Origin of the sequence: Microbacterium sp. B19(2022), from assembly GCF_012030385.1 — a bacterium.
Taxonomy (GTDB): domain Bacteria; phylum Actinomycetota; class Actinomycetes; order Actinomycetales; family Microbacteriaceae; genus Microbacterium; species Microbacterium oxydans_B.
In genome coordinates, this window is the sequence record NZ_JAAUVO010000023.1 from 24453 (window position 1) to 46692 (window position 22240).

Here is a 22240-nt window from a genome sequence, read left to right on the forward strand (position 1 = left end):
CCGTTCAGCCGGCGGGCGTGATCTCGGCGATGTCCATCTCCCAGACGGAGTTGTACACCGCACCGCTCACGCTGTCGGCCGACGAGATGTTGCGACCGGGGACGATCAGCGGGACGAACGGGCCCTCGGCCTGCATCGCCTCGGCGAACTCGGTGAACGCGGCCGTGCGCTGCTCGGGGTCGGTCGCCGCGGCAGCACCGGCGGCGATTCCCGCGATCTCGGGGTTGGCCTCAGCAGCCCAGCCGGCACGGAGTCCGACCTTCAGTCCGGGCGCGAAGGGCAGGAAGTTCGCGGAGTCCGCGTAGTCCGGACCCCAGAACCACAGGCCGAAGCCCTCGGTGCCGTTGACGTAGGAGTCGAGCTCGGTCGCGAAGGGCGCGGGGGCAAGCTCCACCGTGATGCCGGCATCCTCGAGCTGCGCCTGGATGCGCTCGGCGAGCGGGGTGAACTCCACGCCGCCGACCGGGTAGTCGTTCGGGAACTTCAGCTGGAGGGTCTGGCCCGTGTAACCGGCCTCGGCGAGTGCCGCCTCGGCCTTGTCGAGGTCCTGATCCACGCCGGACTCCAGGGCGCCTTCGAATCCGGGCGGGATGACGCCGGTCGCCTGCACGGAGCCGGCACCGGCCAGCTCCAGCAGCGCGTCGTAGTCGAGCGCGTAGCGGATCGCCTCGGACATCTTCACGTTCGCCAGTTCACCGGCCACGGCCTCGGACTGGTTCAGCAGCAGGAAGATGGTCTGCCCGGAGGGAACCGAGTCGACCGTGACACCGTCGCCGAGGCCAGCGACCTGGTCGCCGTTGAGGTCCATCGCGACCATCGAGTCGCCGCCCTTGAGGTTGGCGAGCTGCGTGGCGCTCTCGGAGACGTTGCGGACGACGACGCGTTTGAACGCCGCCTCCTCGTCGCCGTTGTACTCATCGCTCTTCGTCAGCACGACCTGCGAGCTGAGGTCGAGGGTGTCGAGGACGAAGGGACCGGAACCCGCGGACTCGCCGTCGAGGAACTTCTGCGCCGAGTCGGTGCCGTCGATCGTGCCGCCGTTCTCGATCACGACGTCGGAGTTGACGATGCCGAGCGCCGGGTTCGCGAGGATCGCGGGCAGCTGCAGCAGCGGGGTCTCCGACGTGATCTGGATCGTCTTGTCGTCGACCTCGGTGATGGTGAGGCCGCCGAGCAGGAAGTTCGGCTTGGCGTCGGCCATGCCCTGGATGCGCTGGAGCGAGAAGACGACGTCCTTCGCCTCGATCGGCGAGCCGTCGGAGAAGACGCGGTCGCCCTCGAGCGTGAAGGTGAACTCGGTCGCTTCGTCGTTCTGCTCCCACGAGGCGAGGCCGGGCACCGGGGTCGAGACGTCGGAGCCTTCGAAGTCGACGAGGGTCTCGTACAGCGCCTTCGCGATCATGTTGCCGGTCGGGTCGTAGGTGTGACCCGGGTCGGCCGTCTCGATCGAGAACGCGGTGTCGATGACGAGCGAGTCGGAGCCGGCGGAGTCGCCATTGCCTGCCGAGTTCCCTCCCGAGCATCCGGCGAGCGCGAAGATCGCGACCGCTCCGAGCGCGATGACCGGCGTAATACGGCGTGACGACATGAGGACCTCCAGGGGCGAGGAGTACATTCGGGTGAGTCGCCACCGATGTGGACGACCGGGGTTCAGATTCGCATCATATGCGACGATGTGTCCAGCGAGTGTGGGTGGTCCCAGCACGCTCTGTCCAGAACGTCGGTCGTGAGGAGCAATATGTCCAGCAAGGATGCGGATCAGTCGAAGCATTCTGGACGAAGTGCCGCCCCATTGGACGAGACGGCATACAGAATCCTCGATGTGCTGCGTGATAACGGTCGCGTCTCGATCGCCGCTCTCGCCGACAAGGTCGGCATCTCCCGCGCGAGTGCGTACACGCGGGTCGAGTCGCTGGTGCACGACGGGGTCATCACGGGCTTCAGCGCCCGGGTCGATCAGGCCAAGGCCGGACTCTCGATCGGCGCGCTGGTGTTCGTCACGGTGATGCCGCAGGCCTGGGCGTCGTTCCGCGAGCGCGTGCTCGAGATGCCCGATGTCGAGTGGTGCGCCATCACCACCGGCGAGCACGACGCGATGCTGCTCATCCGCGCGGTCGACGTGAGCGGCGTGCACGAGTTCTCCACCGGGGTCATCGCGCAGCTCCCGGAGGTGCGCACCGTGGTCAGCGTCGTCGTGCTCGACGAGGTGATCCGCCGGCCCTACCTGCTGCCGGCCGATCTGCCCGAGCGCAGCACCGAGATCCCGCTCGGGATGACGCGCTGGACGCCGGCCACCGCCGGTCGGGACGCACTGCCGCCGCGCTGAGCCGCGCTCCCCGCTGCCGCTCTTCGCTGAGGGGTCAGGACACGCCGCATCCCCACGCTGTGATTGGGCGTTTCTTGACCCCTCAGCGGATGGGACCGCCCCTCAGCGCACGGGTCCAGCCCCCTCGGCGCACGGGGGCGCTGCGTCAGGCAGCGATCTCCTCGCACACGCTGAGCTGCGGGAGTCCGTGCATCTCGTAGTGCTCGACCAGGCGGATGCCGCCGTCGTCGGTGAGCTCGAGCTCGCTCTCGCCATCGCCGGTCACCACGGTGCCGTCGGCCTTGAGCACGTGCACGAACGACACCCAGATCGTGTCAGCGGTGCGCGTGCCGACGAACTTGCCGAACGTGACCGTGTCGCCCTCGTACCCGCCCCAGATCGCGCCGTCGCGCTCGAAGTACTCGAAGATGCTCGGGGATTCGGGGTCGACCGCAGAAGTCGTGGACGAGACCATCCGGAAGCGGCGGCCGTCGAGGGAGGGGAGGGTTGCTGTCGCAGTCACACCCTCGATTATGCGGGATGCCGTCGGCCACCGGTCACCCGCACCGGGTGATCCGGCCGCCGGGCTCCTCCCCGCCGTCCTTAGGCTGTGCCGCAAGAGGCGACGTGTGCCCCGTCGCCGAGAGCCGTAGGAGCTTCATGTCCGATCTGCAGCGTTCCAGCCTTCCGATCCCCGACCTGGCGTACACCGGCACGGTCACCTACGACGCGACCGATCCGGACACCGCGTTCCCTCCGATCACCCCGGTGCGACCGCCCGCGGGAGCACCGAACGTGCTGGTCGTGCTCATCGACGACACCGGCTTCGGCGCATCGAGCGCGTTCGGCGGCCCCGTGCAGACCCCGACCTTCGAGCGCGTCGCGGCCGCGGGACTCAAGTACACGCGATTCCACACGACCGCCCTGTGCTCGCCCACTCGAGCCGCCCTGCTCAGTGGCCGCAACCACCACACCGTCGGCATGGGCGGAATCACCGAGATCGCGACCTCGGCACCGGGATACAACTCGCTGCGGCCCAACAGCTGCGCGCCGCTGGCGGAGACGCTCAAGCTCAACGGCTACAACACCTCGCAGTTCGGCAAGTGCCACGAGGTGCCGGTCTGGCAGGCCAGCGCGATCGGACCGTTCGACGGCTGGCCGACGCCCGGCAACGGCTTCGAGTACTTCTACGGCTTCCTCGGCGGCGAGACGAACCAGTGGTACCCGGCCATCTACGAGAACACGACGCCCATCGAACCGTGGGGCACGCCCGAGGACGGCTACCACTTCATGGGCGACATGACCGACAAGGCGATCGCCTGGGTGCGTGAGCAGAAGTCGCTCGCCCCCGAGGTGCCGTTCTTCACCTACTTCGCCCCGGGTGCCACGCACGCTCCGCACCACGTCCCCGCGGAGTGGGCCGATAAGTACAAGGGCCAGTTCGATCAGGGCTGGGACGACATCCGCAAGGAGACCTTCGCCCGTCAGCTCGAACTCGGCGTCATCCCGCCCGACGCCGTGCTCACTGAGCGCAGCCCCGGCATCCCCGCCTGGGACGAGATGAGCGACCTGATCAAACCCGCCCTGGCCCGACAGATGGAGGTCTACGCCGGGTTCCTCGCCTACGCCGACCATCATGTCGGACGCCTGCTCGACGCATACGAAGAGCTCGGCATCCTCGACGACACCCTCGTCTACGTGATCATCGGCGACAACGGCGCGAGCGCCGAGGGTTCAATGCACGGCACGACCAACGAGAGCTTCACGATCAACCACATGAACGAGATCGAGACCGAGCAGTACGTCGCCGACCACATCGATGACATCGGCACGCCGAGCTCGTACAACCACTACGCGGTCGGCTGGGCGCACGCCATGGACACTCCGTATCAGTGGACGAAGCAGGTCGCCAGCCACTGGGGCGGCACCCGCAACGGCACGATCGTCAGCTGGCCGAACGGCGGCGTGGAGAAGGGCGGCATCCGCAACCAGTTCAGCCACGTGATCGACGTCGCCCCGACCGTCCTCGCCGCAGCGGGGATCCCGGAGCCGACGACCGTCAACGGTGTGACCCAGCGTCCCTACGAGGGCACGCCGATGAACTACACGTTCTCGGATGCCGATGCGGCGGAGCAGCACGAGACGCAGTACTTCGAGATGCTCGGCAACCGCGCGATCTACCACAAGGGGTGGACGGCCGTGGCGAAGCACAAGGACCCCTGGCTGGCCTCGTCACACGGCCTCGATGACGACGTGTGGGAGCTCTACAACGTCGAGGAGGACTGGACCCAGTCGAACGATCTCGCCGCCGCAGAGCCCGAGCGCCTCGCGCACCTGCAGCGCCTGTTCCTCATCCAGGCCGCACGCTTCAACGTGCTCCCGCTCGACATCCGGTCCGCCGAGCGGATGAATCCCGACATCGCCGGGCGCCCGCAGCTCATCACCGGCGACTCGCAGAAGTTCTACCCGGGCATGAAGCGCATGAGCGAGAACTCGACGATCAACATCAAGAACAAGTCGTGGACCGTCACCGCGCAGGTCTCGGTGCCGGATGCGGGTGCCGACGGCGTGCTCATCGCCCAGGGCGGCGCCTACGGAGGCTGGTCGTTCTATGCGAAGGACGGCAATCTCGCCTTCGCGTACAACCTGCTCGGTATCGACGTCGACATCGTGCGCTCCGACTCCCCGGTCCCGACCGGCGAACAAGAGGTGCGCGCCCACTTCGCGTACGACGGCGGCGGGCTCGCCAAAGGCGGCACCGTCACCCTCTACGCCGGTGACGAGAAGATCGGTGAGGGTCGCGTGCAGAAGACGATCCCGTTCCAGTTCACGTTCGACGAGACGGTCGACATCGGCAACGACCTGGCTTCGCCGGTGTCGCCCGACTACGCCGCGACCGGCAACGGATTCACGGGCACGATCGAGTGGGTGCGCATCGACCTCGGTGATGACGACCACTCCCACTTGATCGACGACGAGCACAAGCTCGCGGTCGCCATGCTCAAGCAGTAGCCGAAGGCGACCCGAGACGGCGTGCGATCACCGATCGCACGCCGTCTCGTCATTTCCCGCCGTCACGCCCGCGCCATTCGTCTTCGAGGAGCGCGTAGACGAGCAGGGTCGCCCACTCGTCCTTGAACCACTCGCTCTCGACGAACCGCGCTTCGAGTCGGAAGCCGAGCCGTTCGACGACCCGCGCGGATGCGGTGTTGCGTGCATCGATCCGTGCCGCGATCCGGTGCAGGCCGAGTCCGTCGAAGCCGAGCGTGAGCAGCGCCTGCACGGCTTCGGTCGCGTAGCCGCGTCCGACGACACGAGGGTCGAAGATGTAGCCGACCTCGCCTGCTCGATCCTTCTCGCTCCGCCAGAACAGCACCACGTCACCCACGAGTTCGCCGGTCTCGCGCTCTTCGACGGCGAGGCTCACGGCGTCGCCCTCGTTGTCGAAGCGCGTGTTCGACCAGATCGTGGCGATGCGCCGCTCGATGTCCGCGTGCTCCAGCGGCCCATAGGGCACGTAGCGCACGGCATCCACGTCGGACTTGTACACGTGCATCGCGGTGGCGTCGCCGGGAGCGATCGGACGCAGGATCAGTCGTTCGGTGCGGATCGGATACTCGGGGGCGAACGCACGGGGCGAAGGCGCGGCTGTCGGGGACACGGGTCTCACCCTACGGCCGGGTAGCGTGGTCGCATGGAGTGGATGTCTGATCCCTCGGCGGGAGCCTGGGTGCGCGAGCGACTCGACACGGACCTCGAGACGATGCATTCGGTGGTCCCGCGCGGTTTCGCCGCCTATGCGCGGATCCTGCATCCGGCGATCGTCCGCTCGCTGCCGGACCGTGCGGTGCCGACCTCGGACCAGTGGGACCGGCTACCCGAGTCGGAGCAGCAGGCGCTGCGCGGGCAGTTCGTCGACGAGCCTGCCACCTGGGCGCAGACGGCCGCCGCCTTCGACACGACCCTGCACCCGCTCGCACAGTGGCACCGGATCGTGCGGACACCGACCGATGAGGACTGGCGCACGCGGATCGCTCCGGACGGTCGCGAGTTCTCCGCCCCACTGGAAGGCGAGCTCGCCCCCGAGCACCTGGCGGCCATCGCGACGCACCTCGTCGGTCACACCCAGACGCCGGATGCCGGTTTCGCCGCGCTCTGGGAGGGCCGCGGCGATCTGTTCGGCTTCTACGGCATCACCCCGTCCGGCGGTTCCCTGGCCTTCACGGACGACCCGAACCATCAGGCGATGCTCGATCGCAGCACGCACGATCCGTTCAACAACGTCTTCCGCAAGCCCACCTGGCAGGAGGGCATCCTCTCGCGCGAGATCTCCGAGGGGCCGCGCCTCCGGCTCCCGATGCGCGATCACGTGCTGTTCTCGGCGCCGCCGCGCGCCTTCGCCGACCCGGAGTGGGCCCGACAGGTTCCGTGGCGCGATCGCATCGCCGAAGAGCGCGGGTTCCCCCGGCCGCCCCAGAGCCCGAGCCTGCTGTGGCCCGAGGATCACGCCTGGGTGATGGTGAGCGAGGTCGACTTCGACTCGACGATCGTGGCCGGCTCCCCCGCGCTGATCGACACGCTCTGCGCCGACGAGCGGCTCGAGGCCTTCGCGATTCCGGAGGGCGCCGACCTCACGTGGGACGCCGACATGGTGAACCGGTGAGTCCGCCGCAGACGCCCTTCGACGCGCGACCGCTCAGCGACCCGGTCGACGCAGCCGCCGTGCGCGCCTTCGCCGCGGAGCTGCGTTCGCGTCCGTCGTCGCGGACGTCGGCATCCACCGTCATCGGCATCATCGCCGTCGCGATCGCCGCGGTCGTGCTGATCCCGGTCATGGTCAGTGTGATCGTGAGCATCGCGTCGCTCGGCGGAAGCCCGTCTGCGATGGCTATCCCGCTGGTACTGATCGTCCTGCTGCTGGCGGCCGCGGGCGTCATGATCTGGATGGGTGTGCGCAACGCGCAGACCACGCGGTACCGGCTGCATCGGTTCGCGCAGGCGAACGGCATGTCGTACGAGCCGAAGGTGGCCGACCCTCCCCTGCCCGGCATGATCTTCAGCCTCGGCCGGTCGCGGCAGTCGACAGACCTGCTCCGGGGCACGAGGCCGCGCTTCGTGGAGTTCGGCAACTACCAGTACACGGTGCAGTCGGGCAAGAACTCGACCACCTACCGCTGGGGCTACGTGGCCGTGAAGCTCGACGTGCCGCTGCCGAACATCGTGCTCGACGCGAAGGGCAACAACGGCTTCGGCTCGAACCTGCCCGCCTCATTCCACAAGGAACAGCGCCTGTCGCTCGAGGGCGACTTCGACCAGCACTTCACCCTGTACTGCCCGGCCGGCTACGAACGCGATGCGCTCTACCTGTTCACGCCCGACATCATGGCGCGGTTCATCGACAACGCGGCGCAGCTCGACGTCGAGATCGTCGACGACTGGCTCTTCCTGTACACGCAGCGCAAGGTGTCGACCCTCGATCCGGCGACCTGGGCCTGGCTGTTCGGCACGGTCGGCGCGCTGCTGACGAAGTTCGATCAGTGGGCGCGGTGGCGCGACGAGCGCCTGGTCGCCGAGAACCCGGGCGCCACGGCATCCGCAGCGGTTCCGGGCCAGGCGCTGCCGTTCGCTGCGCCGGCGGGCCTGCTCACGCCGCCGCCGGGCGTCGCACCGCAGGGACGACGACTGAAGCGCGGCGGCACGTGGCTGCCGCTGATCGTCGTGATCGCGTTCGCCGCGTTCTGGTTCCTGAGTCGCATGAACTGAGGCGGAGTCCGAGTGTGGGGGTGGGTGTCGGCTGGGGACCGAACTCCCACCCCATCCCCCCTCGGGATCGAAAGAAGATCGACTCTCCCTCCGCATGGCGGCTGAGCCGCCCCGCCCATGGTCAGCTGGGGACTGACACCTCTGGGCGTATACCCGAATGGTATACCGGATGGGGTTGCAACGCGTTGCATCCATGCGCCGGAATGCGCTTTCTGCCGACGGGGTCAGCTCCGGGCGCCGCCCCGAACCCGCGCCCACCGACCCGCGAGCTCGTCGAGGGACCGGTCGAGCGACAGCCACGCGTCGGCATCGCGCATGGCCGCACCGATCCGCTCGGCGTTCGCGCGATAGGAGGAGTCCGACCGCACGCGCTCCACGGCGCGCGCGACCTGCGCCGGCGTCGCGGTGCTGGTGCGCAGATTCACCCCGGCGCCCGACCACCCGACTCGCGCGCAGACCTCGACCTTGTCCTCGGTTTGCCCGGCGACCACGAGCGGAACCCCGTGCGCGAGCGCCTGCTGCACGCCGCCGTAGCCGCCGTTGGTGACCAGCACATCGACGAGGGGCAGCAGACGGTCGTACGGAAGGTACTCGGCGACGCGCACGTTGTCGGGCAGCTTTCCGGCCAGCGCATCGACCGGGCGTCCACCCGTCGACACCACGACCAGGGCATCGGATGCGGCGAGCGCGGCGATCGTCGGCTGCACGAGCTGCCCGAAGTCGGAGTTGGCGATGGTCCCCTGGGTGACGTGCACGATCGGCCGTGAACCGTCGAGCTCGGACCACCACTCCGGCAGGACGGGGTCGGACGGCGACGGCGGCAGCGGTCCCGCGAAGTGCACGGTGGCGGGAAGGTCGGGGCGCGGGTACTCGAACTCGGGCACGGTGAACTGCACGTAGGCGTCGGCACGGCCCGCCCAGTCGAGCACGAAGCCGCCGAGGTCGCGGCCGACCTCGCGCCGCGCCATCGCGTCGGCCTCCTTCTGGACTCCACCGAAGATCGCGCGCTCGGCGACCGTGCGGAGGGCGGCGTTGCGCAAGCGGCCGAGGGGGCCGGGCATCGGGGTGACACCGAGCCCGAACGGCGCCGTGTCGGCGCTGCGCGCCCCGAGCGGGAAGATGCCGAGCACGACGACGGGCGGCCTCTCGTCCGCGGGCAGCAGCTGCAGGAGCGCCCCGCCGACGAAGAGCGGCTCGGTGAGGACGGCGTCGACGGGGCGGGCTTCGAGTTCGGCGCGGATCGCGGCGAGCTGCGCGGCGCCGGGGCGGACGAAGAGGTTGCTCATGTCGAACCGCAGGGCTGCGGGACCGGTGAGCCCCCGACGCTCGGGGAACGCGCCATCGGCGTCGTCGAGGTCGACATCGGCGTCGACGGGCAGCGGGAGGAAGCGCGCACCGGCGGCCTGCACACGTTCGGCATAGCGGCCGCTCGTGAGGAAGCTCACGTCGTGGCCGCGGGAGAGGAGGTGGCGAGCGATCTGCAGCAAGGGCACGACATGGCCGTGCGCGGGCGTGCAGATGATGAGGTAGCGGGACATGGCGGATTCTTTCCCTAAGATCGGATGTACCGTCGTAGTATTCATCACCCCGTTAGGAAAGTCAATGGTTGAGGCCGCTCCCCGCGCCTATCGATCGGAACTGCGCGCCCGCCAGGCGCAGGAGACCCGCTCGCGCATCGTCGCCGCATCCGCCCGCCTGTTCGCGACGCAGGGGTATCAGGCGACCACGATCGCCGCGATCGCCCGGGAGGCAGGAGTGTCCGCCGAGACCGTGAAGACGACGGCCGCGAAGGCCGAGCTGCTGATCGCCGCATTCGAGACCACGTTCTCGGGATCGGAGGGCGCGGATTCCCTCGCCGACACCGAGGTCGCCGCCGGCTTGCTCGAGCTGCCGGACGAGGCCTTCCTCGATGTGGTGCTGACCCAGATCACCACTGCGAACGCGCGAGGTCACGGGCTGTGGACGGTGCTGCTCGGTGCCGCACTCTCCGACCCGGTCGTCGACGCCGCCCTGCACCGCATCCTGGAGCGTCGCGGCGCGGACTACCGCATGTTGGTCTCGGAGCTGCGACGGCGCGGCATCGCCACCCCCGGCATCGATGAGGCGACGACAGCCGACGCCCTGTCGTTCCTGCTCTCCCCCGAGAGCTACCAGCAGCTCGTCGCGCAGTCCGGGTGGACCACCGACCGCTACGCCGCGTGGCTGCGCGCGGCGGTCGATGCGGAGATCACGGCGACGAGGCTGTCTCCCGCTGACTAGAGGACCCCGACCACCCGTGACGTCTGCCTTCGCTGCCTCTCGCCCTACAACTGGCCCAACGCGGCGCTCAGCGCCATGTTGGCGACGACGAACGCGATCAGCGTGAGGGCGACGCCACTCGTCGGGATGATCCAGGACCTTCGGATTCGAGACCTGAAGTAACCGTAGGAGCCTGCGGCGACGATGAAGAGCGAGAGATCCGTCCACCAGAACGCGTGAGTGGACGAGCCTATTGCGGGATAGTCGCAGCGAGCCGTGCACCCAGCGATCTCGAGAATCCTCATGAAGATGAACAGCGCAGCCACCACCGACACGAAGACGTGGAACCACATGACGTGGTCGCCCGGCAGGCTCCGGTTGCGGCGCTGGTCGTCCATTTCTCTCCTCACGGTTCGTGTCAGAGTACGAGACTCCCGTTCGCGTGAGCATCCGAGTGCGTCACTCCGGGGGACTCGACAGCCCCGTCACAGCGCGAGGGTCGCGCGGGCGTCGTTCACCAGATCTGTCCTCACATCAGACCCACCCCGGCACCTCCAGATGAAGGCGGAGGCGCCCCCCTTTGTCGGGCGAGCCGCCTGCTGGGCGGGCCCAGAGGGCATTACGCCTGCGCTACCGCGCGACGTCGGCGAAGGATCCACATCGACATGAGAACGACAAGTCCCAAAACCAGTACGACGCCATCGATGAACAAGAAGATCCGCCATCCCTCATCGACTGCGGTAGCGGCTGCACCAAACGCCATGCACGCGGCGAGGAAAACGAAGGTCCAGCCGGCCAGCGCACGACCAAAGGACTGCCCGCGAACGGGCTTACGTTCTGTGCTCACGGTTTCATTCCTCTCCATCGTCAGCATGTGAAGTACCCATCAGACATATGCTCCTGGGCCATCTGCCCGAGGTATGCGGCCAGAGCTGCAGGGGACAGCCATGGTGCTGTAACGGTAGTCCCAATCACCACAACCCCTCCACCTACGACCCTGCCAGCTTGCGCCCAGCATGGTCCCAGATCTCTTGCCGGAACCGAGGGAGAAGCCGTTGTCGGTGACGCGACTGAGACGACCTGAGTCGGGGCGATCTCAACCGCCTGCGCAGGAGCAGCAACCCCTAGCGCCACCAGCAGAGCAACGGCTGTCGCGGCCCCGTCCCGAGTGTTCTCCGAATATGCATAGTGCTCTTCCGTGTCGAGTGAGGCTCCAAGCTCATGGAATCATGAGCTATAACGTTACCTGCTAACTAGTTAGACGTCTGTCCCTCTTCGGCCGACAGACGAACGTCTAGGGCGATCTGTCACGGGACGCGGCAATCGCCCTGCCTCGCCGCCGACCGCAATGACGAACCCGTGGCTGAGCGCGGGACCTCGTTACCCCGAGTGACGGGTCCGGCCCCACCCCGTTCTGCATGCCGGAGAATTGAGAGTGATGTCTGAACGCGAAGAGCACACACAGTGGCAGGCCGAGCGCCGCGCCTCCGTCACGTCTGCCACCGGCAACCTCGCCCTGGTCGAGACGCGCTGGACCGGCGAGCGCCCCGACCTGGATGCCGCGCAGCGTGCCGCATCCCCCACCCAGACCGTGACGCCGCTCCAGCGCACGGACATCGAGACCGGCCAGGCGGAACACGGCCTGCGCGTCTGGGATGCCGACGCCCCCGCCATCCGCGCGTTCGACCGCATCGACACGTACGAGTACGACCCGGCGTGGGTGCTCGAGGGCCACTTCACCCCCGTCTCCGGTGATCGCCGGGTCTCATTCGAGCACATCCGCGACAACGGCGGCACCCGCGACCTCGTCGTCCCCGGCGACATCCGCCTCGAGCTGAACGGCCGCGAGTACGACCTCGCCGCGTTCGACGACGGCGGCACGCTGCTGCTCGTCTTCGGCGACGAGACCAACGGCTCGGAGACCTACGGATCCGGTCGCTTCCTGTTCGTCCAGCTGCGCGACGACGAGGGCTCCGTCACCCTCGACTTCAACCGCGCGTTCGTGCCGCCCTGCGGCTTCAGCGCCCAGTACAACTGCCCGCTGCCGCCGGCATCCAACCGCTTCCCCCTGCCTATCCGAGCAGGCGAGAAGAACGTCGTCTTCCGCGACGGCTTCGACATCTACGCGGTCTGACACCGCGCACTCTCACCCTGGAGTAGTCATGAGAAGAACTCGCATCCTCGGCGCGCTCGGCGCCGTCGCCACGCTCGCCCTCGTGGCCGGCTGCGCGTCGGGCACGACCGACGACGCCTCGAGCGAAGACGCCACCGTCTTCATCGGCTCGCTGTACGAGCCCACCAACCTCAGCAACACCCAGGGTGGCGGCCAGGGCGTGACCGAGGCGCTGACCGGCAACGTCTACGAGGGCCTGTACCGGCTGACGGACGACGGTGAGGTCGAACCCTTGCTCGCCGAAGACGCCCAGGTGTCCGACGACGGTCTGACCTACACGATCACGCTGCGCGACGACGTGACCTTCCACTCGGGCGACCCACTCACCTCCGCCGACGTGAAGTCGAGCGTCGAGGCCGTCACCGCCGAAGACTCCGTGTCGGCGCGCAAGTCGAGCTTCGGCGTGATCGCCGATATCGCCACCCCCGACGACTCGACCGTCGTGTTCACGCTGTCGCAGCGGTCGATCTCGTTCCTCTACAACCTCAGCTACGTCTGGATCGTGAACGACGAGGCCGGCGACATCACCAGCGCCGAAGACGGCACCGGTCCGTACACGCTCGACGAGTGGAAGAAGGGCTCGACCCTCACCCTCGATCGCTGGGACGACTACTGGGGCGAGCCCGCCAAGAACGGCGAGGTCGTCTACACGTACTTCACCGACGCGACGGCCGAGAACAACGCGCTGCTCACGGGTGAGATCGACGTGATCACCAGCGTGCAGAGCCCCGACTCGCTCGCGCAGTTCGACAACGACGAGTACGTGATCAGCGAGGGCACCTCGACCACGAAGGAGCTGCTCGCGTTCAACGACCGCGTCGCCCCCTTCGACGACGCCCTCGTGCGCAAGGCGATCTACTCCGCGATCGACACGAAGAAGCTGCTCGAATCGATCTGGGGCGACTACGGCACGCTGATCGGCTCGATGGTTCCCCCGACCGACCCCTGGTACGAAGACCTCACCTCGGTGAACCCTTACGACGTGGAGCTCTCGAAGGACCTGCTCGCGCAGGCCGGCTACGCCGACGGCTTCACGTTCACCCTCGACACCCCGAGCTACGACCCGCACCCCGCCGTCGCGGAGTTCCTGCAGTCGCAGCTCGCCGAGGTCGGCATCACGGTCGAGATCAACACGATCAGCGCCGACGAGTGGTACACGAAGGTCTTCAAGGAGCAGGACTTCGAGGCCACCCTCCAGGAGCACGTGAACGACCGCGATGTGGTCTGGTACGGCAACCCCGACTTCTACTGGGGCTACAACGATGCCGAGGTGCAGAAGTGGGTCGCCGATGCCGAACAGGCCACCACGACCGACGAGCAGACAGCCCTGCTGAAGCAGGTCAACGAGAAGATCGCCGCGGATGCCGCGAGCGTATGGTTGTACCTGTACCCGCAGATCGTGGTCGCCTCGAGTGACCTCAGCGGGTACCCGGTCAACGGCCTGAACTCGCAGTTCTTCGCCTACGACATCGTCAAGTCCTGACGTGCGAGGGGATGCCGCGCGTCGGCATCCCCTCGTCATCCTGAGAACACATGCTCGCCTACCTGCTGCGCCGCCTCGCGTTCCTCGTGGTGTCGCTCATCGTCGCCATGGTCGCGATCTTCGTGCTGCTGCGCCTGCTTCCCGGCGACCCGGCCAACGCGCTGCTCTCGGTGAACGCGACCCCCGAGCAGATCGCCGCGGCCCGCGAGCAGGTCGGCTCCGACCAGCCCCTGCTGCAGCAGTTCACGACGTGGGCGGGGCAGCTGCTCCGCTTCGACCTCGGTGAGTCGTTCCTGAGCTCACGTCCCGTCGGACCCGACATCGCCGACCGCCTCGCCGTGACCATTCCGCTCACGCTCATCGCCTTCACGATCGCCCTGCTGGTCTCGCTCGTGATCGGCATCACCGCGGCAGTGAAGTCCGACCGCTGGTACGGCATCGTGCTCTCGGGGTTCGCGCAGCTCGGCGTCGCCGTCCCGGTGTTCTGGGTCGGCGTCGTGCTCGTCTGGGTGTTCGCGCTCGGGCTCGGCGTCCTGCCCTCCGGCGGCTTCCCGCGTGACGACTGGGAAGACCCCGCCGACGCGCTGCGATCGCTCGCCCTGCCGATCACCACGATCGTGATCGTGATGAGCGCCTCCCTCAGCCGGTACGTCCGCTCGGCCACGCTCGACGTGCTCGGCAGCGACTATCTGCGCACCGCTCGCGCCGGAGGCTCCGGCATGGGTGAGGCGCTGCTGCATCATGGTGTGCGCAACGGCGCGGTGCCCGTCGTCGCGATCCTCGGCATCGAGCTGTCGACGACGCTGCTCGGCGCGGTCGTCGTCGAGAGCGTGTTCACCCTTCCCGGGCTCGGCAGCCTGCTGCTGTCGGCCATCGAGCAGCACGACTTCCAGGTCATCCAGGGCGTTCTCGTCGTCAGCACCCTCTTCGTGCTGCTCGTCGGATTCGCCGCCGACATCGTGCAGCGCCTGATCGACCCGCGCCTGCGCACGAGCGTCTCGGGGAACCGATGAGTCGCGTCGCCGAACAGCTGATCACCGGATCCGTGCCCGTGCGCCGGCGTCCGAAGGCGACCCTCGTCATCGGGATCGTGCTCACGGGCCTCATCGTGCTCATGGCCCTGGTCTCCCTGTTCTGGCTTCCGTATCCGCTCGCCGACACCAGCGGCGGCCGTCTCGAAGGACCGAGCGCGCTGCACCTGCTCGGAACCGACCGACTCGGTCGCGACCTGCTCTCGCAGCTGATGTGGGGCGCGCGGATCGCCCTCATCGTCGGCACCTGCTCGGTCGCGATCGCGGCTGTCCTCGGCACGATCATCGGCCTCCTCGCCGCCTTCGCCCGGCCCTGGGTCGATGACACGCTCTCGGCCGGACTCGACGTGGTGATCGCCTTCCCCGTGCTGCTGCTCGCGATGCTGGTCGTCGCCGTCCAGGGTGCGTCGTTGTGGTCGGCGGTGCTCGCGATCGGGCTCGCGATGTCGGCGGTGATCGCCCGTCTCACCCGCATCCTCGCGCGTCGCGTGCTGCAGGAGCAGTTCGTCACCGCGGCGCGCACGAGCGGCACGAGCGTGATCGGAATCGTGTTCCAGCACGTCCTGCCGAACATCGCGCCGACTCTGGCCGTGAGCCTCGCGCTGCAGTTCGGCGCTGCCGTGCTCGCGGAGGCGAGCCTGTCGTACCTGGGCCTCGGCGCACCGCCGCCCAACGCCTCGTGGGGGCGGATGCTGCAGGAGGCGCAGGGCACCGTGCTCACGGCCCCCGTCGGCGCGATCGCTCCCGGTGTCGCGATCATCGCGCTCGTGCTCGGTGTGAACTTCCTCGCCGACGGTCTGCGCGACCTCGCCGACCCGACCCGCAGGAGGAGCCGATGAGCCTTCTCGATGTCACCGGCCTCACGGTCCGCTCCTCGTCCGGGGTGCTCGTGCGCGACGTGTCGTTCTCACTCGGGGCCGGCGAACGCCTGGGGCTCATCGGAGAGTCCGGTTCGGGCAAGTCTCTGACCTCGTTGGCGGTCACCGGTCTGCTGCCGGATGCCCTCGTCGCCTCGGGTTCCGTGCTGCTCGAGGGGCAGCAGGTCGTCGACGCTCGGGATGCCGATCTCCGCCCATTGCGCGGACCGGTGGCGCAGATCGTCTTCCAGGAGCCGCTCACCGCTCTCGATCCGCTGATGCGGGTCGGCCGGCAGGTCGCCGAACCGCTGCGCCGCCATCTCGGGCTTCGCGGTACTGAGCTGCGTTCAGCCGTCGATGCCGCCCTCGACGAGGTGGCCCTGTCGGAACCGCGGTTCGCGCGCGCCTACCCGCACGAGCTGTCGGGTGGTCAGCGTCAGCGCGTGGCGATCGCCATCGCCCTCGCCGCCAAACCGCAGCTCCTCATCGCCGACGAGCCGACGACGGCGCTCGACGTGACGGTGCAGGACGGCGTGCTCACGCTCCTCGAGCGGCTGATCGCCGAACGGGGCATGGCGCTCCTGTTCATCAGCCACGACCTGGCCGTGGTCTCGCGCATGGTCGAGCGCATCGTGGTGCTGCGCGACGGAAGTGTCGTCGAGGCAGGGCCGGTGGCCCAGGTGCTGCAGGAGCCGGCCGAGCCGTACACGCGGATGCTGGTCGACAGTGCCCGCGCCCTCGACGCGTACCTCGACGCCGGGGAGGGCACGCGATGACGATCCTCGAACTGCACGGCGCCGGCTTCGCTTACGGTTCCCGCCGGGTGCTGGACGACATCTCGGTGAGCCTCTCTGACGGCGACTCGCTCGGTCTCGTGGGCGAGTCGGGTGCGGGCAAGTCCACGATCCTGCGACTGATGCTCGGCCTCGCCGCTCCGCGCGACGGCCAGGTGCTGTTCGACGGCGCTCCCCTGTCGCTGCGTGACCGCGCGCAGATGCGGCGGTTCCGCGCGAGTGTGCAGCCCGTCTTCCAGGATCCGTATTCGTCGCTCGACCCCCGCCAGCGGATCGACCGGATCATCGGCGAACCGCTCCGGTCACTGGGCTTGGCATCCGGTGCCGACGCCCAGCGCCGCATCGCCGAGGCGCTCGATTCGGTCGGGCTTCCCGCCGACACCGCGCGCCGGTACCCGCACGAGTTCTCCGGCGGTCAGCGTCAGCGCATCGCGATCGCGCGGGCCGTGGTGTCGCGCCCGCGGGTGCTTCTGGCCGACGAGCCGGTGAGTGCGCTCGATGTCACGACGCGGGTGCAGGTGCTCGAGCTGCTCGACCGGCTGCGCCGCGAGAACGGTCTCTCGCTCGTGATGGTGTCGCACGACCTCACCGCGATCGCCGCGGCCTGCGACCGGACGGTCGTGCTGCAGAACGGTCGCGTCGTCGAGCAGGGTGCGACGGCGGATGTGCTCCACGATCCCCAGGACCCGTACACGCGGGCGCTGGTCGACGCGGTTCCGCGACTGCCGCGCTGATGCCCCTCCGCCCGTCAGGTCCCCGACGACGCCAACCCGAAGTACGCCAGCTCCGCGTCGTTCAGCATCCGCGAGCGGATCAGGAACCGCATCCCGGTCGGACCCTCGACCGAGAAGCCGGCTCCGCGACCGGGTACGACGTCGATGGTCAGGTGCGTGTACTTCCAGTACTCGAACTGCGACTCCGACATGTAGACCTCGACGGGCGCCTCGAGCCCGGCATCGAGTGCGCCGAGCAGCACGTCGCCCGGGCCGGTGATGAACATCCCGACCGGATAGCACATGGGCGATGACCCGTCGCAGCAGCCGCCGGACTGATGGAACATGAGCGGCCCGTGCTGCGCGGTCAGATCGCGGACGAGGGATGCCGCAGCATCCGTCACGTCGACGCGCTGGTAGGTGCCGATGCTGACCATGATTCATGCCTCTCGGGGAATGGATCCGGGCGGACGCCGCAGCGCCCGCCCGGAATCGAGCTCAGAAGAAGCCCATCGGGCCTTCCGCGTACGAGACGAGGAGGTTCTTCGTCTGCTGGTAGTGGTCGAGCATCATCTTGTGGTTCTCGCGCCCGACTCCCGACTGCTTGTATCCGCCGAACGCCGCGTGCGCCGGGTACTGGTGGTAGGTGTTCGTCCACACGCGTCCGGCCTCGATCGCACGGCCCGCGCGGTACGCGGTATCGCCGCTGCGGCTCCACACTCCCGCGCCGAGACCGTAGAGGGTGTCGTTGGCGATCGAGATCGCGTCGTCGAAACCGTCGAAAGAAGTGACCGACAGCACGGGGCCGAAGATCTCCTCCTGGAAGATGCGCATGTCGTTCGTGCCCTCGAACACGGTCGGGGCCACGTAGAAACCTTCACTCAGATCGCCGCCGAGATCCACGCGCTCACCGCCGGCCAGCAGCCGCGCCCCGCCCTGCTTGCCGATGTCGATGTAGCTGAGGATCTTCTCCAGCTGGTCGTTCGATGCCTGTGCGCCGATCATGGTCGCCGGGTCCAGCGGGTTCCCCTGCACGACCTTGCCGACCCGCTCCAGCCCGTCGGCGAGGAAGCCGTCGTAGATCGACCGCTGGATCAGTGCGCGCGACGGGCAGGTGCAGACCTCGCCCTGGTTGAGCGCGAACATCGTGAAGCCTTCGAGCGCCTTGTCGTAGAACGGGTCGCTGGTCGAGCGGGCGACATCCTCGAAGAACACATTCGGGCTCTTGCCTCCGAGCTCCAGCGTCACCGGGATCAGGTTCTGCGAGGCGTACTGCATGATGAGCCGCCCGGTCGTGGTCTCCCCCGTGAAGGCCACCTTGCGGATGCGCTTGTGCTGCGCGAGCGGAGCGCCCGCCTCGATGCCGAACCCGTTGACGATGTTCACGACGCCGGCGGGCAGCAGGTCGCCGATGATGTCGAACAAGAAGAGCAGGGATGCCGGTGTCTGCTCGGCCGGTTTGATCACGACGCAGTTGCCTGCGGCGAGCGCCGGCGCCAGCTTCCACACGGCCATCAGGATCGGGAAGTTCCACGGGATGATCTGGCCGACCACACCGAGCGGCTCGTGGAAGTGATACGCCACGGTGTTCTCATCCAGCTGGCTGATGCCGCCCTCCTGCGCGCGGAGAACCCCGGCGAAGTAGCGGAAGTGGTCGACGGCCAGCGGGATGTCGGCGGCGAGCGTCTCGCGCACAGGCTTGCCGTTCTCCCAGGTCTCGGCGACCGCGATCTCTTCGAGGTGCTGCTCGATCCGATCGGCGATGCGGTTGAGGATCACCGAGCGCTCGGCCGGACTCGTCTTGCCCCAGCTCGCGAAGGCCTTCCAGGCGACCTCGACCGCACGATCGATGTCTTCTGCGGTGCCGCGGCCGACCTCGGTGAAGGGCTTGCCGTTGACGGGGCTGATGTTCTCGAAGTACTGGCCCTTCACGGGTGCGACGAACTCGCCGCCGATGTAGTGGCCGTACTGCGGGCGATAGTTCGCGACGGCACCCGGCTGCCCGGGAGCGGCGTAGGCGAGGGACACGTCTTCTTCGACGATGCTCATGGGGGTCTCCTTCGACGGAGCCGCGCTTCGGTTCGCGACTGTGCTTCGAAGGTAGGTCGCGTGAGGTTGCACGCAGATGCGCAACGTTGCAATATATTGCGGCCTCACTCGGCGGCGAGGCGCTCGATCCGTGCGACCACTCCCGCGCGCTTCGGCGATCGCGCCGGAAGCATCTCGAGGGCGAGGCGCAGGGCCTCGGCATCGGCCTGCCCCTCCGGGATCTCGGCGTAGGCGAGCAGCACGTCGAGGCTGGCCTCCGACAGCATGGCCTCGTGCAGCGCCGCGCGCACCGATTCGCGGAAGTCCTCGACCCCGGGCGACGTCGACTCGGGCAGCACGGGTCCGCGATAGGCGGTGAGCGCCACGCGGTGCGCGCCTCGGTCGAGCAGCGAGAGCACGTCGTGCGCATCCGTGTCGAGGGCGACGGGCAGCCGGTACGGACGCGACTCCGGAACCAGGTCGGGAGCCGTGCGCTCGAGCACCTTGCGAAGGCGCACCATCTCGGGCCGCAGCGTGTCGGGCGAGACGCCGGAGCCGTAGACGAGTTCGCACAGCCGCTCGGCAGAGAGACCCTGCCGATGCACGGCGAGCATCAGCAGGATGGCGGCGTGCCGCGCGCTGAGCTCGATCATCGATTCGTCGTGCGCCGACTCCGTCTCCAACCGCGCGCGGTCCCGTCCGAGCACATGCAGCGTCGCCCGGGCGGTCACGGGGGTGCGCGGCTTCGAGGTCGTCGGCCTGTTCCGGGGGGCCTCGCTCCGTTCCCGCAGCCGCGCGACCATCAGCTCCGATTCCACGGCACGGGCGGTCGCATCGACCAGCAGCCGAGCCTGCGGCGAGACGACCTCGGGGCCGCCGGTGATGTCGATCACGCCCAGCACCCGCTTGGTCTCCGGGTCGCGCACGGGCGCGGCCGTGCAGGACCACGGATGCACGAGCCGGTTGTAGTGCTCGGCGCCGCGGATCTGTACCGACTGCCCGAGAGCGAGCGCGGTGCCGGGCGCGCTCGTGCCGACCGCATCCTCCGACCAGTTCGCCCCGGCGACGAAGCCCATGTCATCGGTGAGCGTGCGCAGCTGGTCGTCGCCCTCGATCCACAGCAGTCGTCCGGCCTGGTCGCCCACCGCGATGATCACGCCGGTGTCCTCGGTCTCGCCCGGCAGCAGCAGCGCACGGATCATGTCCATGGCCGATGCCAGCGGGTGAGCGAGGCGATACTCCTCGAGCTCGTCGCTGACGAGTTCCAGCGGCGGAGCAGCCTCGGGTCCGACCCTGCGCCGCCACGACCGCTCCCACGACTCGCGCACGAGGGGCCGCACCTCCTGCAGCCGCCGGTCTTCGAGGTTGCCGGCCAGCAGCTCCTCATGCGCACGCTCGACGATCAGTCGCGATGTCGCCGGAAGTGACTCGCGGGATACCTGCCACGGCGCAGACACAGCGGTCTCCGATCGTCGAAGAGGTGCGTTGCCTCAGTGTACGAGCAGCGCGCGCCCGAGGGAACACCCCGTCGCGTCAGCGGATGAGCCCGGCGACCAGGTCGTCGATCACCTCGTCGGTGGACGTCTCCGGGTCGATCGGCGTGGTCAGCCTGTCGAGCAGCAGACCGTCGATGGCGTAGTGGAACAGGGCGATCTCGCGGCGCCCACCGGGGAGGCCGGCCGCGGTGTTGAAGGCGACGTCGCCGTCGAAGCCGGCCCGCTGCCAGGCGCCGAGGACCGCCGCGACCTCGGGTCGCCGCCCTCCTTCGAGCCTCAGTTCGAACAACGCGAGGGTCACATCCCGATCCTCGGTCAGCCGACGCACGATGTCGCGGATGTAGTCGGCGAACAGGGCGGGGCCGGGAGCGGTCGTCGCGCGGCGCTCCAGATCTTCGGGCGTGGGTGCGAGGCGCTCCCCGATCCGCGCGACGAGGCCCTCGAGCAGCGCATCCCGACTGCGGAAGTAGTTCGAGGTCGTGCCGGTGGGAACCTGTGCGGCGCTGTCGACCGCGCGATGGGTGAGCCCCCGCGAACCCTCTCGGGCGAGGACCGTGAGTCCGGCATCCGCGATCGTCCGTCGCCGCGAGTCGTTCTTGACCATGACACGACACTAGCGCAATCACTACGCCTGTTGTACTGTAACTGCGACATCTGTAGTGATTGGAGAACCATGCGAGAACTCGTGTACTACGCCGCCGTGACCCTCGACGGCTACATCGCCGGTCCGGACGGCGAATTCGATGCCTTCCTCATCGAGGGCGACCACATGGACGGCATCAACGCCCGCTTCGCCGACACGCTGCCCACGGTTGCTGCCGACGCGCTCGGCATCACCCAGAAGCGCGACGTGTTCGACACGGTGCTGATGGGCTGGAACACCTATCGGGTGGGAGGCCTCCCCAGCCCCTACTCCCACCTCCGCCAGATCGTGTTCAGCCGCACGAAGACCGCGGAGGCCGAGAACCTCGAGGTCACGGCCGAGGATCCGATCGAGGTGGTACGGCGACTGAAGCAGGAGGACGGCGCCGACATCTGGCTCTGTGGAGGCGGAGCTCTCGCCGCGTCGCTCGCCGACGAGATCGATCGGCTCGTGCTCAAGCGACAGCCCCTATTGTTCGGGTCGGGCATCCCGCTGTTCGGCGAGCGTGCGTACCGTCCCGAGCGGTTCTACACGGTCGAGACGACGGCGTACGAGTCCGGCGTCGTCGTCACCGAGCTGGAACGGCGGCTCGGCCGATGACGATTCTCGCGGGGGCCTCGGGCGGCCCCCGCGAGAACGCATACCCCCTCGAGCCCCTCCTGGCAAGATCATTTCCCCGCCGGCCGTACCCCCTTAGCGTGTGAGCACACCACGAG

22 protein-coding genes are annotated in these 22240 nt (G+C 68.4%); 12 read left to right on the forward strand and 10 right to left on the reverse strand.

What is annotated here, in order from left to right; translation table 11 throughout:
- Positions 1-4: 4 nt before the first annotated feature.
- Positions 5-1588 carry an ABC transporter substrate-binding protein gene (locus tag HCX50_RS17345; protein WP_167635189.1) on the reverse strand — a complete coding sequence of 528 codons (1584 nt, stop codon included), beginning with the start codon at positions 1586-1588 and terminating at the stop codon, positions 5-7.
- A 150-nt stretch (positions 1589-1738) separates the two neighbouring features.
- On the opposite strand from HCX50_RS17345, the gene HCX50_RS17350 reads away from it, so the two are divergent.
- On the forward strand, positions 1739-2326 hold the full coding sequence (locus HCX50_RS17350; protein ID WP_237682566.1) for an Lrp/AsnC family transcriptional regulator: 588 nt from the start codon (positions 1739-1741) through the stop codon (positions 2324-2326).
- Between the two features lie 145 nt (positions 2327-2471).
- On the opposite strand, the gene HCX50_RS17355 is transcribed toward HCX50_RS17350, so the two are convergent.
- On the reverse strand, positions 2472-2828 hold the full coding sequence (locus tag HCX50_RS17355) for a hypothetical protein (protein WP_231481877.1): 357 nt from the start codon (positions 2826-2828) through the stop codon (positions 2472-2474).
- Positions 2829-2965: 137 nt separating this feature from the next.
- Here HCX50_RS17355 and HCX50_RS17360 point away from each other — a divergent pair, with 137 nt between their 5' ends.
- The gene (locus HCX50_RS17360) at positions 2966-5317 is read left to right on the forward strand and encodes an arylsulfatase (RefSeq protein ID WP_167635190.1); all 2352 of its coding nucleotides are present in this window, start codon (positions 2966-2968) and stop codon (positions 5315-5317) included.
- A 49-nt stretch (positions 5318-5366) separates the two neighbouring features.
- On the opposite strand, the gene HCX50_RS17365 is transcribed toward HCX50_RS17360, so the two are convergent.
- Complete coding sequence (locus HCX50_RS17365) at positions 5367-5966, reverse strand: GNAT family N-acetyltransferase (RefSeq protein WP_337750074.1); 600 nt, start codon at positions 5964-5966, stop codon at positions 5367-5369.
- Between the two features lie 33 nt (positions 5967-5999).
- Between HCX50_RS17365 and HCX50_RS17370 the strand changes: the two genes are divergently transcribed.
- Together HCX50_RS17370 and HCX50_RS17375 are read left to right on the forward strand one after the other, a co-directional pair.
- Complete coding sequence (locus HCX50_RS17370; protein ID WP_167635192.1) at positions 6000-6968, forward strand: hypothetical protein; 969 nt, start codon at positions 6000-6002, stop codon at positions 6966-6968.
- Positions 6965-8068, forward strand: a complete 1104-nt coding sequence (locus HCX50_RS17375; RefSeq protein WP_091027848.1) for a hypothetical protein — start codon at positions 6965-6967, stop codon at positions 8066-8068. The genes HCX50_RS17370 and HCX50_RS17375 overlap by 4 nt, the downstream gene beginning before the upstream one ends.
- Positions 8069-8292: 224 nt before the next feature.
- Here HCX50_RS17375 and HCX50_RS17380 read toward each other — a convergent pair whose 3' ends face one another.
- The gene (locus tag HCX50_RS17380; protein WP_167635193.1) at positions 8293-9606 is read right to left on the reverse strand and encodes a glycosyltransferase; all 1314 of its coding nucleotides are present in this window, start codon (positions 9604-9606) and stop codon (positions 8293-8295) included.
- Between the two features lie 64 nt (positions 9607-9670).
- Between HCX50_RS17380 and HCX50_RS17385 the strand changes: the two genes are divergently transcribed.
- Positions 9671-10327, forward strand: a complete 657-nt coding sequence (locus HCX50_RS17385; protein WP_167635194.1) for a TetR/AcrR family transcriptional regulator — start codon at positions 9671-9673, stop codon at positions 10325-10327.
- Between the two features lie 44 nt (positions 10328-10371).
- Here the strand turns inward: HCX50_RS17385 and HCX50_RS17390 are convergent, their stop codons facing one another.
- Positions 10372-10704: a hypothetical protein gene (locus HCX50_RS17390; RefSeq protein ID WP_091027859.1), complete on the reverse strand. Its 333-nt coding sequence runs from the start codon at positions 10702-10704 to the stop codon at positions 10372-10374.
- A 221-nt stretch (positions 10705-10925) separates the two neighbouring features.
- Positions 10926-11153, reverse strand: coding sequence for a hypothetical protein (locus HCX50_RS17395; RefSeq protein WP_140403278.1), 228 nt, complete (start codon positions 11151-11153; stop codon positions 10926-10928).
- Positions 11154-11744: 591 nt separating this feature from the next.
- On the opposite strand from HCX50_RS17395, the gene HCX50_RS17400 reads away from it, so the two are divergent.
- Genes HCX50_RS17400 through HCX50_RS17425 form a run of 6 tightly spaced genes read left to right on the forward strand, consistent with a single transcriptional unit; the run spans position 11745 to position 17378 of the window.
- On the forward strand, positions 11745-12440 hold the full coding sequence (locus tag HCX50_RS17400) for a DUF1684 domain-containing protein (protein ID WP_167635195.1): 696 nt from the start codon (positions 11745-11747) through the stop codon (positions 12438-12440).
- A 28-nt stretch (positions 12441-12468) separates the two neighbouring features.
- Positions 12469-13962, forward strand: a complete 1494-nt coding sequence (locus HCX50_RS17405; protein WP_167635196.1) for an ABC transporter substrate-binding protein — start codon at positions 12469-12471, stop codon at positions 13960-13962.
- A 50-nt stretch (positions 13963-14012) separates the two neighbouring features.
- On the forward strand, positions 14013-14975 hold the full coding sequence (locus HCX50_RS17410; protein ID WP_167635197.1) for an ABC transporter permease: 963 nt from the start codon (positions 14013-14015) through the stop codon (positions 14973-14975).
- Positions 14972-15832: an ABC transporter permease gene (locus HCX50_RS17415; RefSeq protein ID WP_205829347.1), complete on the forward strand. Its 861-nt coding sequence runs from the start codon at positions 14972-14974 to the stop codon at positions 15830-15832. Before HCX50_RS17410 ends, HCX50_RS17415 begins: the two co-directional genes overlap by 4 nt.
- A complete protein-coding gene (locus HCX50_RS17420) occupies positions 15829-16626 on the forward strand; it encodes an ABC transporter ATP-binding protein (RefSeq protein ID WP_167635198.1) in 798 nt (265 codons plus the stop codon). Before HCX50_RS17415 ends, HCX50_RS17420 begins: the two co-directional genes overlap by 4 nt.
- The gene (locus HCX50_RS17425) at positions 16623-17378 is read left to right on the forward strand and encodes an ABC transporter ATP-binding protein (RefSeq protein WP_167635199.1); all 756 of its coding nucleotides are present in this window, start codon (positions 16623-16625) and stop codon (positions 17376-17378) included. Before HCX50_RS17420 ends, HCX50_RS17425 begins: the two co-directional genes overlap by 4 nt.
- A 14-nt stretch (positions 17379-17392) precedes the next feature.
- Here HCX50_RS17425 and HCX50_RS17430 read toward each other — a convergent pair whose 3' ends face one another.
- The 4 genes from HCX50_RS17430 to HCX50_RS17445 form a co-directional block, all read right to left on the reverse strand.
- Positions 17393-17794 (reverse strand): DUF779 domain-containing protein, encoded by a 402-nt coding sequence (locus HCX50_RS17430; protein ID WP_167635200.1) that lies wholly within the window; start codon positions 17792-17794, stop codon positions 17393-17395.
- 61 nt (positions 17795-17855) lie between these two features.
- Positions 17856-19406: an acetaldehyde dehydrogenase ExaC gene (gene exaC / locus HCX50_RS17435; RefSeq protein ID WP_167635201.1), complete on the reverse strand. Its 1551-nt coding sequence runs from the start codon at positions 19404-19406 to the stop codon at positions 17856-17858.
- A gap of 104 nt (positions 19407-19510) precedes the next feature.
- Positions 19511-20842 carry a GAF domain-containing protein gene (locus HCX50_RS17440; RefSeq protein ID WP_091027899.1) on the reverse strand — a complete coding sequence of 444 codons (1332 nt, stop codon included), beginning with the start codon at positions 20840-20842 and terminating at the stop codon, positions 19511-19513.
- Between the two features lie 76 nt (positions 20843-20918).
- Positions 20919-21485 (reverse strand): TetR/AcrR family transcriptional regulator, encoded by a 567-nt coding sequence (locus tag HCX50_RS17445; RefSeq protein ID WP_167635202.1) that lies wholly within the window; start codon positions 21483-21485, stop codon positions 20919-20921.
- A 69-nt stretch (positions 21486-21554) separates the two neighbouring features.
- On the opposite strand from HCX50_RS17445, the gene HCX50_RS17450 reads away from it, so the two are divergent.
- The gene (locus tag HCX50_RS17450) at positions 21555-22124 is read left to right on the forward strand and encodes a dihydrofolate reductase family protein (RefSeq protein ID WP_167635203.1); all 570 of its coding nucleotides are present in this window, start codon (positions 21555-21557) and stop codon (positions 22122-22124) included.
- Positions 22125-22240 lie beyond the last annotated feature (116 nt).